This is a genomic window from bacterium, assembly GCA_028820935.1.
Taxonomy (GTDB): domain Bacteria; phylum Actinomycetota; class Acidimicrobiia; order Spongiisociales; family Spongiisociaceae; genus Spongiisocius.
The window spans coordinates 86,596-100,729 of sequence record JAPPHZ010000045.1 but is presented as its reverse complement, the minus strand read 5'-3'; the positions used below and the strand labels follow the sequence as shown (position 1 = coordinate 100,729).

Sequence of the window (14,134 nt, the reverse complement as noted above, 5' to 3'; positions counted from 1 at the left end):
GACCTACCTCTACTTCCGACCTGATACCCCGCACGGTACGGGTGATGGGCGCGCACCTGACAGAGGTGAGCACCGCGGCCGCTGCATTCCGCGTGACCACGCACACGGGTCGCCGTCCGGCAGGTGGACCGAGATCTGCCCAGTAGATCTCGTTTCTCGAAACCACCTACCACTCGGGGATGGTTCGGGCTGCGAGCCGGGCTGCTGATCGCACGAGCGCCCCATCCGGAGGTAGGCGCCGGTAGGCCGCGGCCAGTTCACGGTCGGCGGCCGCGGCTTCCTCGGCTGCGATGACCGCCCGTGCTCCACGGCGCACGAGCTCGGAACGGTTGGTGCCCGATGCCTTGGCCAAGCGGTCCAGCTGGTGCACGAGGCTGTCATCGAGCTGTACCAGGACTTCACGACGGGCCATGGGCCACATGGTAAATGAGGTCCCTTTATTCGGTTCGCCGCATCTCCCGGGGCGACCGTCCGGCTGGTGTTGACTCGGTTCGGGATGGCCTCCGGTGTGTGTACTTCGCCCAAAACAGGCGGTTCGGGTCGTTACTCTCACACCATGGTTGACGCTTTGGAGCAGGTACCAGCTGATCCGGGTAGCAGTGTGGACGTGACCATCGCCGCCAACACGCTGGATAGCTACGTGCCGGTGCTGCGGGAATCTGATGACGACTTCCGGTTGCGGATCGTGCTGCACGACTTCGGGATGGTCTTCCAGCACGCGGGCCCGGAGGATCGCAAGCTGCTGGTGGCCTGCGAGCCGGAGCTCTTCGACCCCCGCTGGGACGCCTTTCTCGCCGCCTACACCGAGCACCTCTGCTACCACGCCGGCATCCCAGCCCCCGACTGGGTGTTTGCCAAGGAGCGCCACTTGCGGTCGTTCTGGTACGCGGGGCGACGTTTCTCGCGGGAACGGGCGGCCACGATCCTCACTACCCCCGCCGCTTTCGAGGCCCATGGCATATGGTTCCCCGCCTGGGAGATGGAGGTCGTCTAGCGGGGATGCTCACCGAGGCCCAACTCCGCGCCGCCCTGTCCGAACTGGCCGAAAGGCTTCGAGCCCGAGGAGCGACAGGGCGCATTTACATAGTCGGCGGGGCTGCGATGGCATTGGCCTACGACAGCGACAAGCTGACCCGCGACATCGACGCCGCGATCATCGAAGGGCATGGCTCGGTGATCGAAGCCGTGCGCGACATAGCCCGCGCCCGAGGATGGCCGAGCACCTGGCTCAAGGAGCAAGCCACGCCCTACCTACCCACGGCACCGGATCGGCACAGCAATGTGGTATTCGACCATCCAGCCTTGAAGGTCATGGCAGCGTCACCCGAGCACCTGCTGGCGATGAAGGTGAGGGCGGCCCGATCTAGCGATGTGACGGACGTCCGGCAGCTCCTCTCCAGGACGGGCCTCTCCGACGCCGGACAGGTGGAGGCTCTGGTGGAGTCGGTCTTTCCAGAGGAGCGGCTCGGCGAACGGCAGCGGAGATGGCTGGAAGACCTGCTCGCTGGATGTGAACAGGGCTAGGCGCCGGCTGCCTCGAAGATCATCTGCTTGAAGCGGTCGTTGTCGATGGCGCTGACTACTTCGACGTTGGCAGGCCTTCCCGTTACGTCCAGGGAGTCGACAACCGACATTCCCCTGGTCAGCGCGCTCTCCGCCTCGATTTCCACGTAGTGGCGGGAGCTTCGGGTCACAACCCTGCCCTGGTCGATCGCCACCGCCATGGCGGTCGGGTCGGGGAGCTCCAGCCGGTCGGTGCCCGACTGCCGGCGGGCGGACTCGATGGCAGTGGAGTTGCAGTCGAGGAAGAAGTGGGCCAGGGGAGTGTCCAGCGCTCGGAGCGCGGCCTGCTCGGTGGGGTCCAGGCCGGCCTCGCCGCGACAGATCTCCCAGCCGACCATCTCGATCGGAAGGCCGGAGGCGAAGACCATCCGGGCGGCGTGGGGATCGAACCACAGGTTGAACTCCGCCGCGGGGGTGACGTTGCCGACCTTGTTGGCGGTGCCTCCCATGACCACGCAGCGGCCCACCAGGTCCACGATGTCGGGCGCCTGCGCCAGGGCGAGGGCGACGTTGGTGAGGGGCCCGAGGGTGACCAGGGTGGAGCCGGGATTGCCCCGTATGTGGTTGATGAGGGCGCTGACGCCGTCCTCCTGCTCGGCGGAGCGGGACGGGGGCGGGTATCCCTGGTCGCCGAGCCCGTCCATCCCGTGGAACCAGGTAGCCGGGCGAGCCTTCACCAGCAGGGGACGGTCGGCGCCCGCATAGACGGGCACGGAGGATCCGCACAGTTCGGCGGTGTAGAGGGCGTTCCGGGTGGTGTCCTCCAGCGAGCAGTTACCTGCCACTGTCGTCATCGCCACCACGTCCACGTCGGGGTGGTTGAGGGCCATCGCCAGGGCGACCGCGTCGTCAGAGGCGGTATCGGTGTCGATGATCATCCGCATGGCTCAGCTCCCGGTTGACAGATTGACGGATTGGTATCCGCGGATGGCGAAGCCGTCCTCCCGGACCGGCTGATCCACCAGCGAGGCCTCGGGGAACGTGTCGATCAGGCGATCGAGCGCGATCTCCAGTTCCAGGCGCGCCAGCGGCGCCCCGATGCAGTGATGGACGCCGGCCCCGAACGTGATGTGATCCGCGTCACCCCGGTCCACCCGGAAGGTATCCGGGTCCTCGTACCGGCGGGGATCACGATTGGCCGCCCCGAACAGGACCGCGACCTTCTCGCCCTTGGGCAGCACGGTCCCGGCCACCTCGACGCCGTCCTCCAGCACGTAGCGCTCGAACATCTGGAGCGGCGGGTCGAAGCGCATCATCTCCTCGATGGCCACCACCGGCGCCACCTCCCGGCGGGCCAGCCGCTCCCAGGCTCGCCCATGGTTCATCGCCGCCACGATCCCGTTGCCCATGGTGTTTACCGTCGCCTCGTGACCGGCGTTGAGCAGCAGGATCACGGTGGAGGCGATCTCGGCGTCGGTCAGGCCGCCGTCGTCCGTCTCTGCAAGGCACATGGCGGTGATCAGGTCATCCTTGGGGTCGGCGCGCCGGGACGTGATGAGCGCCGACGCCCAGGCCAGGAACTCCACGGACGCGTCGATGGCGGCTTCCGCCTGCTCACGGGTGCAATGGAGCTCGTACATCTTGACGATGGCGTGGGACCAGTCGAGCATCAGGTCGGCGTCCTCCACTGGTGCTCCCAGGAGCGTGGCTATCACCCGCACCGAGTAAGGCTGGGCGTAGTCGGCCAGCAGATCGATGGTGTCCCGGTCGCGTAGGGCCTCCAGCAGGCGATCGGCGATGGAGCAAATCGGCTCGCGAAGCTCCCGAACTCGCCGCGGGGTGAAGGCGCGGTTGATCAGGACGCGGATACGCGTGTGCTCGGGAGGCTCCAGCATCAGCAACGAGTGGCGTTCCGTCTGGTAGTAAGGTTCCCATCCCTCCAGGCCAAGTTCCCGGATGGGGCGAAGGTCGAGCGGGCGGGCATGGCCGTCCTTCACCCGGCCCAACCGGCGGTCGAGCTGGACCGTCCGGACATCCTGGTGCCGGGGGACCAACCAGATGTCGAACCCGTCGTCGTAGTGCAGGGGTCCTCGCTCCCGCAGTGCGTTCAGCGTCGGGTAGGGATCAGCGATGAAGTCGGGATCGGCCGGGTCGAAGAACCGGGCCATCACCCGGACGTGGCGCCGACCAGCTCCGTGGCACTGGTGTCCTGTACCCGGCCCCAGAACTTGATCTCCTGGATAGCCAGTTCGTCGAAGGCTTCCCCGCCCAGGGCCTCCGAAGGCCATGTGGACGTGACGCGGATCTCCAGAACGCTGGTGTGGTTGGTGGTCGTGGGGATGCCATGGGGCCGGTCGTTCGCGTCCGGTATGTCGTCCACGAACGGCACCCCGGGGAAGTCGTCGGCGAAGATCTCCACGTCGCGCACCCGGTAGTTGCGCCGGAACTTCTCGAGGTTGTTGACGTTGATGATCTGGACCTGCTCCAGCGCCACGGGGTTCACGAAGGTCACGGTTATGCGGGCGTCCTCACCCCTCCGGCTCGCATCGTTCCAATAGGTCTCCTCGCCGTCGATCAGGTTCTCGCACGCCAGCCCGGCGTTGTACTCGCTGGAGCAGGTGATGGAGATGGGGGTGATCTCCTCGAGAGGTCCCAGGACCATGGTTGGTTCGGTGGCCTCGGTGGCGGCGGTGGTCTCGTCAGGCCCGGCGCCCGGCTCGTCATCGCCACCCCTCATCGCTTGAATTATCAGGGCGAGAATGACGACGAACGCCACCCCGGTGATGATCACCCGGACCGCCCGGTTGCCCGCCGTCACCGACCGTATCGGCATGGGCGCCACCGCGATTCTCCGCCTACCCAGGCGTGCGCCGCACTCCTGGCAGTGACGGTTGGTCGGGGACTGCTGGGAGAAGCAGGAGGGGCAGGTCAGGTGCGACTCGGCTTCCATGCTCGGCCGGTACTCGGCCTCTTCCCAACTCGATGGCTCCCTCAGCTGGAACTCCTCGAAGCTGATGTTGCCGAGCGGGTCGCCCTCGTCAGGTGGAAATCCCCTGGATCCGTTCCGGTCGCGGTCGCTCAACACGGACCTTTCTGGTTATGTAACTACACTCCCGCACGATGTTAGTTGCCGCGCGCGGGACTCTGGTCCAGTTTGCCATCCGCGAGGTCGAGCCATGGACGATCGGTTCGGAACTGGCCGGATCCGTACTGGCGGGTCTGGTTGCGATCGGACTCTGGAGGATTTTCCGTACCGGAGATCGCCGGTGATCCCGAACTTCACTGCTTGGACGTGCCACACCGCGTCGTATCCCTGTAACCTGCGCGTGGATGGTTTCAATGCTTGACCGCCGATCCCCCAGGAGGTGGGAGACCGAGGACCAGGAATTCCTCGATGTGCTGTCGCGTATGGCGCCCGGAACGGGCATCCGCACCGCGGTGGAACGGATAATCCAGCAGGGCAACGGCGCGCTCGTGGTGGTCGGGTCGGGTCCGCACATCGAGAAGATCGCCGCCGGAGGAATCGCTCTCCGGGACGCCGACTTCACGCCTGCGATGCTCGCCGAGCTCGCCAAGATGGACGGGGCGATCATCGTGGATTCAGACGTGAAGCAGATACTGCGAGCCAACGTCCACATGCTTCCCGATCCCGCCATCGCGACGGAGGAGACAGGTGCCCGGTTCCGCACGGCCGAGCGCCTGGCCCGGTCCACGGGGTGCCCCGTGATCGCCATCAGCGAGGAGCGGAGGCAGGGTTTCGTCTTCTACGGTCACCGGAAGCAGCCGCTCCGGAGCGCCACCGAACTCATGGTGCGTATCAACCAGGAGATCCAGACGTTGGAGCGGTTCAGGGGCCGCTTGGCCGAGGCGGAGACGTTTCTGGACAGGCTCGAGGCGTCGGGCCGGGTCACTCTCGGGGCCGCGCTCACGGTGCTGCAACGGGCCGAGTTGCTGCGACGGATCGGTATGAGGGCGGAGAACCTCGCGGTCGGACTGGGCGATGAACGGCACATGGTGGAGCTGCAGCTCTCCGACATTATGGAAGGGGTTCAGGAGCTCGGCGCGAAGGTCAGCCGCGACTACTTCTGGGACCGGGGTGATCTGGCCTCCGAAGGGATGGAGGTCCTCCAGAACCGACCCCTTCAGGATCTCTACGACACCGAACGGTTATGCCTCATCCTCGGCTTGGGTTCGGCAGACACGAGGGTCAACCCGGCCGGGCAGCGCCTGGCGGGTTGATAGGTGCAGATGGCCGAGACCGGATCCGGCACTCCGTCCGAGGCCGTCCCGCCGGCGGACGGTGCCGCGGAGAATTCTCCGGCCACCGGGGAGCGCACCGACCCGTCGCCCGGCAAGGAGGCGGCCGACTCGGATAAGACCCCGGCTCGCAAGGAGACGAAGGTCGAGGCGAAGCCGAAGAAGGCGCCCACCAAGAAGGCCCCGGCCAGGCCGAGGAGCCGTAAGGTTCCCGCCAAGCGGGTGCGGGCGCGCCGGCGTGCCGGCGCCACCAAGTCGTCAGGAGGGAAGAAGAAGCAGACTTCCTTCCGGGTCGGGGACAAGGTGGTCCATCCCCATCACGGCGCGGCTGAGATCATCAAACGTTCCAAGCTGGACCTGGCAGGCGAACCTCGCCACTACTTCGAGCTCGAGATCGCGACGGAGTCCTCGCTCAAGGTTCTGATTCCGGTGGACACCATTGACGAGACCATCCGTCCGGTGATCACGAAGACGGCAGCCGCAAAGGTGCTGCTCAAGTTCAAGGAGGATCCCCAGGACTCCGGCGCCAACTGGAGCCGGTGGTACAAGGTGCTCAACGAGAAGATGACCTCCGGCGACATTTTCCAGGTGGCGGAGGTGGTTCGTGATCTGACCCACGCTCAGCATGCCAAGGGGATATCGCCTGCCCTGAAGCGGATGCTGTCCAAGGCCCGGACCACGCTCTCCAGCGAGTTGGCCTTCGCGCTGCGCATCGACCCGGATCAGGCCCTCGAGCGGATCGACCACGCCCTTCCGAAGCCGGAGACGCCGGAGGAGTGAGCGGGGCCAGACTCGCCGGGGCCTACCGCCGATCCGGGCGCTATCCGGGTACCGGTGTCTGACTTGGCCCCGAACCGCATGGACGTGTCGGGCGTAGTGGTTGCGGCGGGGCGAGGTATTCGATTCGGGGCGCGCAAGCACACCACCCGGCTTGCCGGTAAGCCCCTCTGGCAGTGGGCGAGGGACACGCTCCTCGAGAGCGGCGCTCGCGAAGTGGTGGTGGTCGGGGATGTCCCGGGCGGTGTGGAAGGTGGGCCGGAGCGCCACCTATCGGTAGCCAGGGGGATCGAGGAGGTGGACGCGGGGGCTACTGTCATCGCCGTGCACGACGCGGCCCGCCCCCTGGCCTCGGCAGCCCTGATGAAGCGGATGTACCGCAGGCTGGCGGAGAGTGGGGCCGACGGTGTAGTGCCGGTGGTTCCGATCGCCGATGCTCTGAAGCGGGTCGATCCCGATCGGGTCCGCATCCTGGACTCCATCGACCGCCGTGACGTCGCGTGTGCCCAGACTCCCCAGGTGTTCCGGGCCGACGTGCTGCGCCGGGCTCACGCCCACCATGCCTCGGGGGATGCCCCTCATGACGATGCCAGCATGGTGGAGGCGCTGGGAGGTCGCGTACTGGCCGTGACCGGGGAACGATCCGCCATGAAGATCACCTATCCCGAGGATCTGGTGCTGGCGGAGGCACTTCTCCGGCATGGGTCGCGCCCCGGAGCGCCATGACCCCCGGCCCGTTCCGTTCCGGTCTCGGCTTCGATGCCCACCGCTTCGGCGGTAACCCTCCCCTGAGGCTGGCCGGGGTGGTGGTCGATTCGCGTCGCGGGCTGATGGCCACGTCGGACGGGGATGTGGCCGCCCACGCCGTGATCGACGCCCTCCTCGGTGCGGCAGGGAAGGGGGACATAGGTACCCACTTCCCCTCCTCGGATCCGCGCTGGCAGGATGCCGACAGCATGGAGATGCTGCGCTCGGTGGTGCGGTCGGTGGCGTCGGGCGGACTGGCCGCATCGAACCTCGACATCACCATCGTGGCGGAGACGGTGCGGGTCGGTCCCCATCGTGACGAGATGGAAAACCGGCTTGCGGCGGCACTGGGCCTCGCCCGGGAGAGGGTATCCGTCAAGGCCACTACCACTGACGGGATGGGCTTCACGGGTCGGGACGAGGGCGTGGCTGCGTTGGCGTCGGTGCTCCTGGTCGAGCCCGCATCTTCCGGTGGCTCGACCTGAACGGGTACTCTTGCCCGCAGTTCCCGGCCCTGTGGTGACCGGCCGCTCACGGCTCCTCGGCAGGAGCGTGAAGGTTCCGGACAGGCCGGCAAGCAACACGTTCTCGGGTAGGAGTCTCGGGTGATAACGGTCTACAACACCCTCGGCAGGGTGCACCAGAGCTTCGAGCCGCTGGAAGAGGGCCGCGTTCGCATGTACGTCTGTGGCCCGACGGTGCAGTCGGCGCCCCACATCGGCCACGGAAGGTGCGCGGTCGCCTTCGACGTCATCCGCCGCTACCTGGTGTGGAGGGGATGGGACGTCCTCTTCGTCCAGAACATCACCGATGTGGACGACAAGATCATCAACCGGGCGGTTGACCTGGGCGTGACCACCGAAGCACTGGTGGCGGACATGACGGAGCGGTTCCTCTCCTCATACCGCCGGCTCGGGGTGCTTGATCCGGATGTAACGCCGGCCGCCACGCGCCACATCCCGGAGATGATCGAGCTAATAGGCCGGCTGGTGAGCCGCGGTCTGGCTTACGCGAGCGGGGGCGATGTCTACTTCAGGGTGCGATCCCTGGAGGGCTACGGGAAGCTGTCAGGCCGCAACGTGGATGAGCTCCGGATCGGGGCCCGGGTTGAGCCGGGGGTCGACAAGGAGGACCCGCTGGACTTCGCATTGTGGAAGGGCGCCAAACCGGGGGAGCCGTCGTGGCCGTCACCGTGGGGAGATGGAAGGCCCGGATGGCATATCGAGTGCTCCGCCATGTCCGCCAAGTATCTGGGCCTGCCGTTCGATATCCACGCAGGGGGGGCCGACCTGATCTTTCCCCACCATGAGAACGAGATCGCCCAGTCCGAGGGTGCCACGGATGGGCCGTTCGCCCGGTACTGGCTCCACAACGGCATGGTGAACCTCGGCGGGGAGAAGCTCTCCAAGTCCACCGGGCACATCGTGGACCTGGCCGAGGCGATCGAGACCTACGGTGGTCCTGTGGTCAGGCTCTTCCTCCTCCGGGCTGCGTACCGGTCGCCGATCGAATACTCCGATGACTCACTCGGCGATGCGCGGGCCGGCCTGGATCGGTTGCGCTCCTTCGTCAGGCGGGCGCCGGCGTCGAGCGAGCCGGACGCGGCCACCCTCGATCGGTTCGCCGCCTCCATGGAGGACGACTTCAACACGCCGGAGGCGCTCGGGGCGCTATTCGAGACGGTACGCCGAGGCAACGCCCGGTTGGATCGAGGCGACGATGCCGGCTCGCTCATCGGCGCGGTGAGGGAGATCGCCGGCGTGCTCGGGATCGACCTCGAGGGCGGCGGGTTGGAGAGCCTGGAGGGACCGCTCACCAAGTTGGCGGCCCGTTACGAGGTGGAGGCCGGGAGTGCCGAGGATATGGTGCGCCGGCTGGTGGCCGCCCGCACGGCGGCTCGGCAGTCGCGTGATTGGTCCCGCGCCGATGCCATCCGCGATGACATGGCCGGAGCGGGGATCGTGATCGAAGACGCGGCCGATGGCGTCCGCTGGTATCGGCGGTAGGGTCGAGGGCCTCCATCCGGTTCGGGCGGCCCTGGCCGCCGGCCGTGTCAGGGCTCTCACTGTCGAGCGTTCCCGCCGCGATCTCGATGATCTGGTGGCGGAGGCTCGCGCCGCGGGAGCGGCGGTGGAGCTGGTCGACGATGTCCGCCCCCTAGCGCAGACCGAGTCCCCGCAGGGGGTGGTGGCCAGGGCTCGTCCTATCCCCTTCGCGCCCTTGGAGATTCTCCTGGAGCCTCCGGGAGATCTCGTGGTCCCCGCGCTGGTGGTGCTCGACCATCTGGAGGATCCTCGCAACGTGGGCGCTATCGCCCGGTCGGCCCTGGCCGCCGGGATGACGGGGATGGTTGTCCCGCGCCGCCGCGCCGCCCCGCTATCGGCCCTCGCCTTCAAGGCGGCTGCCGGTGCGTTCGAGCACCTGCCCGTGGCCTCGGTGTCCTCGGTAGCCGACTGTGCAGCCCGGGCGGGCCGGGCGGGTGTTTGGTCGGTGGGTTTGCATGCCCGCAGCGAGCGGTCGCTCTTCGGGCTGGAGCTCTTGGCCGAGCCCGTTGCCCTGTTCGTGGGTTCCGAGAGATCGGGTTTGTCTCGTCTGGTCAGGGCCCGCCTGGACATCACGGTGTTCATTCCCATGGACGGCCGGGTCGACAGCCTCAACGCCGCCACGGCATCCGCTCTGGCCTGCTTCGAGACCAGTCGACTGCGGGCCTCCGGTGGTAGTCTGCACTGATGCCTCGCCGGGTGCAGGCGGGGGAGAGGCACGGCCGGTTGCGCCGGCCGGGTTCCGGATCATGAGGATTAAGAACGGAGAGGGGGCAGCAATGCGTAGAGCAGGTACTTTGGCGGTCCTACTGGCAGTTTTGGCGCTGGTGGCGGCGTGCGGTGAGTCCTTCGAAGCGGGCGAGCTGGGCGCCGTGGAAGTCGCGGAGGGCGAGGAGATTCAGATACGGTCGATCGGCCCGATCACGGGTGACGTGGCGTTCCTCGGCGTTCCCAACCTGCGGGGGGTCGAGATGGCGGTGGCCGACTACGGACCCATCGAGGGCTGGAACGTCAGCATCGGTACGCCGATGGACGGCCTGTGCTCGCCGGACGGTGGCCAGGCGGCCGGACAAGCCATCGTGGCCGACCCGCAGGTGGTCGGGGTGATCGGTACGGCCTGTTCCGGCGAGGCGGTGGCGGCTTCCCCGCTCATCTCCGACGCCGGGATGGTGATGATTTCCCCGTCCAACACCTCGCCGGCACTCACTTCTGACATGGCAGGCACCGCGGGCACCGACTACCACGTGGGTTACTACCGGACGGCCCACAACGACCTCATCCAGGGCAGAGCGGTAGCCCTGTTCGTTCGCAACGAACTGGGTCTGGACGTGGCGGCGGCCATCCATGACGGCGACCCCTACACGAACGGGCTCGCCACGGCCTTCAAGGACGCCTTCGAGGAACTCGGCGGTACCGTGCCGGTCTTCACCGCCGTCAACAAGGGTGACACGGATATGTCGGCGGTGCTGACCGAGGTGGCGGCTGGCAACCCGCAGGCGATCTTCTTCCCGATCTTCATGCCGGAGGGAGGGTTCGTGGTCCAGCAGATCGGCGGCATCGCCGGGTTGGAGGACGTAGTCCTGCTCTCGGCCGACGCCCTGTTGGTGGACAACTTCATGGAGTTGCCGGAGTCGGAGGGGATATACCTGTCAGGCCCGGACGTACGGTACGGTGACAACACGAACTCGCTCACCGGCCGGTCGGCCAGCGACGTCCTGGCGGCCTACAGCCAGAGGTACGGGGAGGAGCCGTCGGCTGCTTTCTGGGCGCACTCCTACGACGCCACGGCCATGTTGCTGCAGGCGATCGCGAACGTGGCCGTCGTGGACGGTGACACCATCTACATCGACCGCCAAGCCCTCCGGGATGACCTGAATGCCCTCGAGTTCGACGGGCTGATCGGCTCCGTAGGATGCGACGAGTTCGGTGATTGCAGTCCGGGGTTGGTGACGCTGGTGCACCACACGAACTCCTCGGACATCGAGGCCGGCAAGAGCAACGTGGTATTCAGCTTCGCGCCTTGAGTGTGAACGCCGCCGGACCGCGGTCACCGGTGACTGGATGAAGCGGCTCTTGCGGGCGCGGCGGATGCTCGCGGTCGCAGTCCTGCTGGTGGCCGCATGCGGCGGGTCCGTCTCGACAGACTCCGGCCAGACCGAGGTCGAGTTCGAGGCCGGTCCGCTGGGCGCCGTGGTGGTCCGGCCCGGCGAGCAGATACAGATCCGGTCACTGAACACGATCTCGGGCGACAACGCCTTCCTCGGTATCCCGAACCAGCGCGGGGTGGAGATGGCGATCGAGGACTACGGCCCGGTCGCTGGCCGGGAGGTGTCGATGGGCACGCCGCTGGACGATCTGTGCTCACCGGATGGCGGTCAGTCGGGCGCGCAGGCGACGGTCGCCGACCCGAGCGTGGTCGGCTTGATCGGGACCACCTGCTCGTCCGCCGCGGTGGCGGCGTCACCGCTGATCTCCGATGCCGGGATGGTGATGATCGCCCCTTCCAACACCTCGCCGGCGCTGACGTCGGACCTGGCCGGAAATCCCAGTCCTTCCCACCATCCCGGCTACTACCGGACCGCGCACAACGACCTGTTCCAAGGCAAGGCCGTGGCCCTCTTCGTGCGCGACCATCTCGGGTTCGACACTGCGGCCGCCATCCATGACGGCGACCCGTACACGCAGGGCCTTGCGGAGGCCTTCAAGGATGCGTTCGAGGAACTGGGTGGTGTGGTGACGGCCTTCACAGCGGTGAACAAGGGCGACACCGACATGATCGCGGTGCTCACCGAGGTGGCGGCAGGCCGCCCCCAGACCTTGTTCTTTCCGGTCTTCATGCCGGAGGGAGCGTTCATCGTCCAGCAGGTGGACGGCGTGACCGGTCTCGAGGGGGTGACCCTGATCGTGTCGGCGGCGTTGCTCGTGGACAACTTCATGGAGTTGCCCGAGTCCGAAGGTGTCTACATCTCCGGACCGGATCTACGGTTCGGGGACAACCGAAACAGCATCACGGGCCGCTCGGCGGCCGAACTACTGGATGCCTACGAGTCTGCCTACGGCGAGGCGCCGTCGGGCGGGTACCTGGCGCATGCGTACGACGCCACGACCATGCTGCTCAGGGCGATCGACCAGGTGGCAGTGGAAATAGACGGGACGCTCCACATCGACCGCGCGCAGGTGCGTGACCAACTGACCCGCACGAACATGGACGGGATAATCGGCCCGATCGATTGCGACCAGTTCGGCGACTGCGGCACCCAGCGCCTGACCGTGCTGTACAACACCGACCCCAGCAACATAGAGGCCGGCAAGAACAACGTCGTCTTTGAATACGCGCCCTAGGTTTAGTTACTAGTCGCCAGTTGGTAGTTACTAGTAGGTCTTCGATGATTGGCATGCGTAGGATTGGTCTCGTCTCGTTGTGCCTGTTCCTGGTCGCCGTCGGCTGCGGCGAGGAACAGCCGCAGCCGGGATCGGACGATCGGCCTTCCGCTACTTCCGCGGTGGACTCTGTCGAGACTGACCGGGTTGTGCCGGAAGCCTCCGAGTTCGTGCCGGGCCCTCTGGGGGCGGTCGAGGTGGCGCCGGGTCAGGAGATCCAGATCCGCTCACTCAATACGATCACCGGTGTAACGGCCTTTGCGGGCATCCCGAATCAGCGTGGTGCGCAGTTGGCGATCGCCGACTACGGACCGATCGCGGGTCGTTCGGTGTCGTTGGGTACGCCGCTCGACGACTTCTGCTCGCCCGACGGGGGTCAGGCAGCAGCGCAGACGATCGTGGCCGACCCGAGCGTGGTGGGGGTGATCGGGACCACATGCTCCTCAGCGGCGGCGGCAGCGATGCCGTTGATCTCGGCCGCGGGGATGGTGATGATCTCGCCGTCGAATGCGTCCCCGTGGTTGACCTCGGATTTGGCGGGAAATGTGGGGAGCGCCTACCTGCCGGGCTACTACCGCACTTGCTACAACGGCTTGGTGCAGGGGAGGGCGGTGGCCTCCTTCGTCCGTGACTATCTCGGCTTCGACCGGGCGGCGACGATCCACGACGGCGATGCGTTCACCCAGGGTCTGGCGCAGTCGTTCGCGGACGCGTTCGAGGAATTGGGAGGTGTGGTAACTGCGGTAGCGGCGGTGAACAAGGGCGACACGGACATGATCGGGGTGCTGACCGGAGTGGTACCGGGGTCGCCCCAGGCGGTGTTCTTGCCCATCTTCATGCCGGAGGGCGGTTTCATCGCCCAGCAGATCGGTGGTGTGTCGGGCCTCGAGAGCGTCACACTGGTGGGCGCCGCGCCACTGTTGGTGGATGACTTCATGGAACTGCCGGAGTCGGAGGGTGTGTTCCTGTCCGGTCCTGATCTTCGATACGGATCCAACCGGAACAGCATCACGGGCGCATCGGCGGATGACTTCCTGGCGGCGTACGAAACGGCGTACGGGGAGACGCCCTCGACGGGCTTCTGGGCGTATGCGTACGACGCCACCATCATGTTGCTCCGGGCTATCGATCGAGTGGCGATCGAGGTCGACGGCACGCTTCACATCGATCGTCAGGCCTTGCGCGAGGAGCTCCACAGGACCGGCTTCGACGGCATCATCGGTCCGATCACGTGCGACGAGTACGGCGACTGCGGGTCGCAACGGATTGCGGTGGTCGAGCATTCCGACCCACGGGACGTCGAGGCGGGCAAGAACAACGTCGTCTTCGAATACGCGCCGTGAACTGAGAGGATTGTCTTTACGCTGGGATGGGTGACGAACAGCTAGAGTCGGAACCCGTGACCTCAGCGGCGTCCACAGCATCCT

The 14,134-nt window shown here is 66.7% G+C and carries 16 protein-coding genes; 12 read left to right on the top strand and 4 right to left on the bottom strand.

Features of this window, described 5'->3' with window-relative positions:
- Positions 1-166 precede the first annotated feature (166 nt).
- Positions 167-412 (bottom strand): ribbon-helix-helix protein, CopG family, encoded by a 246-nt coding sequence (locus OXM57_13525; protein MDE0353697.1) that lies wholly within the window; start codon positions 410-412, stop codon positions 167-169.
- Between the two features lie 195 nt (positions 413-607).
- On the opposite strand from OXM57_13525, the gene OXM57_13520 reads away from it, so the two are divergent.
- Positions 608-994: a hypothetical protein gene (locus OXM57_13520; GenBank protein MDE0353696.1), complete on the top strand. Its 387-nt coding sequence runs from the start codon at positions 608-610 to the stop codon at positions 992-994.
- Positions 961-1,524 carry a nucleotidyltransferase gene (locus tag OXM57_13515; GenBank protein ID MDE0353695.1) on the top strand — a complete coding sequence of 188 codons (564 nt, stop codon included), beginning with the start codon at positions 961-963 and terminating at the stop codon, positions 1,522-1,524. The genes OXM57_13520 and OXM57_13515 overlap by 34 nt, the downstream gene beginning before the upstream one ends.
- Here OXM57_13515 and OXM57_13510 read toward each other — a convergent pair.
- Genes OXM57_13510 through OXM57_13500 form a run of 3 tightly spaced genes read right to left on the bottom strand, consistent with a single transcriptional unit; the run spans position 1,521 to position 4,585 of the window.
- Positions 1,521-2,447, bottom strand: a complete 927-nt coding sequence (locus tag OXM57_13510) for a nucleoside hydrolase (protein MDE0353694.1) — start codon at positions 2,445-2,447, stop codon at positions 1,521-1,523. The genes OXM57_13515 and OXM57_13510 overlap by 4 nt on opposite strands.
- A gap of 3 nt (positions 2,448-2,450) precedes the next feature.
- Positions 2,451-3,671 (bottom strand): cytochrome P450, encoded by a 1,221-nt coding sequence (locus tag OXM57_13505; protein MDE0353693.1) that lies wholly within the window; start codon positions 3,669-3,671, stop codon positions 2,451-2,453.
- Complete coding sequence (locus OXM57_13500; protein ID MDE0353692.1) at positions 3,671-4,585, bottom strand: hypothetical protein; 915 nt, start codon at positions 4,583-4,585, stop codon at positions 3,671-3,673. Before OXM57_13500 ends, OXM57_13505 begins: the two co-directional genes overlap by 1 nt.
- Before the next feature lie 38 nt (positions 4,586-4,623).
- Between OXM57_13500 and OXM57_13495 the strand changes: the two genes are divergently transcribed.
- The 10 genes from OXM57_13495 (at position 4,624) to OXM57_13450 (ending at position 14,050) form a co-directional block, all read left to right on the top strand.
- Positions 4,624-4,773 (top strand): hypothetical protein, encoded by a 150-nt coding sequence (locus OXM57_13495; GenBank protein MDE0353691.1) that lies wholly within the window; start codon positions 4,624-4,626, stop codon positions 4,771-4,773.
- Between the two features lie 69 nt (positions 4,774-4,842).
- Positions 4,843-5,742, top strand: coding sequence for a DNA integrity scanning diadenylate cyclase DisA (gene disA, locus OXM57_13490; GenBank protein MDE0353690.1), 900 nt, complete (start codon positions 4,843-4,845; stop codon positions 5,740-5,742).
- A gap of 9 nt (positions 5,743-5,751) precedes the next feature.
- Positions 5,752-6,540: a hypothetical protein gene (locus tag OXM57_13485; protein MDE0353689.1), complete on the top strand. Its 789-nt coding sequence runs from the start codon at positions 5,752-5,754 to the stop codon at positions 6,538-6,540.
- 54 nt (positions 6,541-6,594) lie between these two features.
- Positions 6,595-7,263 (top strand): 2-C-methyl-D-erythritol 4-phosphate cytidylyltransferase, encoded by a 669-nt coding sequence (locus OXM57_13480; GenBank protein ID MDE0353688.1) that lies wholly within the window; start codon positions 6,595-6,597, stop codon positions 7,261-7,263.
- A complete protein-coding gene (ispF, locus tag OXM57_13475; GenBank protein ID MDE0353687.1) occupies positions 7,260-7,769 on the top strand; it encodes a 2-C-methyl-D-erythritol 2,4-cyclodiphosphate synthase in 510 nt (169 codons plus the stop codon). The genes OXM57_13480 and ispF overlap by 4 nt, the downstream gene beginning before the upstream one ends.
- A gap of 120 nt (positions 7,770-7,889) precedes the next feature.
- Positions 7,890-9,290, top strand: a complete 1,401-nt coding sequence (cysS, locus tag OXM57_13470) for a cysteine--tRNA ligase (GenBank protein MDE0353686.1) — start codon at positions 7,890-7,892, stop codon at positions 9,288-9,290.
- Positions 9,265-10,014 (top strand): RNA methyltransferase, encoded by a 750-nt coding sequence (locus OXM57_13465; GenBank protein MDE0353685.1) that lies wholly within the window; start codon positions 9,265-9,267, stop codon positions 10,012-10,014. Before cysS ends, OXM57_13465 begins: the two co-directional genes overlap by 26 nt.
- A 61-nt stretch (positions 10,015-10,075) precedes the next feature.
- Positions 10,076-11,350, top strand: coding sequence for a branched-chain amino acid ABC transporter substrate-binding protein (locus OXM57_13460; GenBank protein ID MDE0353684.1), 1,275 nt, complete (start codon positions 10,076-10,078; stop codon positions 11,348-11,350).
- A gap of 37 nt (positions 11,351-11,387) precedes the next feature.
- Complete coding sequence (locus tag OXM57_13455; GenBank protein MDE0353683.1) at positions 11,388-12,668, top strand: branched-chain amino acid ABC transporter substrate-binding protein; 1,281 nt, start codon at positions 11,388-11,390, stop codon at positions 12,666-12,668.
- A gap of 53 nt (positions 12,669-12,721) precedes the next feature.
- The gene (locus tag OXM57_13450; protein ID MDE0353682.1) at positions 12,722-14,050 is read left to right on the top strand and encodes a branched-chain amino acid ABC transporter substrate-binding protein; all 1,329 of its coding nucleotides are present in this window, start codon (positions 12,722-12,724) and stop codon (positions 14,048-14,050) included.
- Positions 14,051-14,134: the final 84 nt, after the last annotated feature.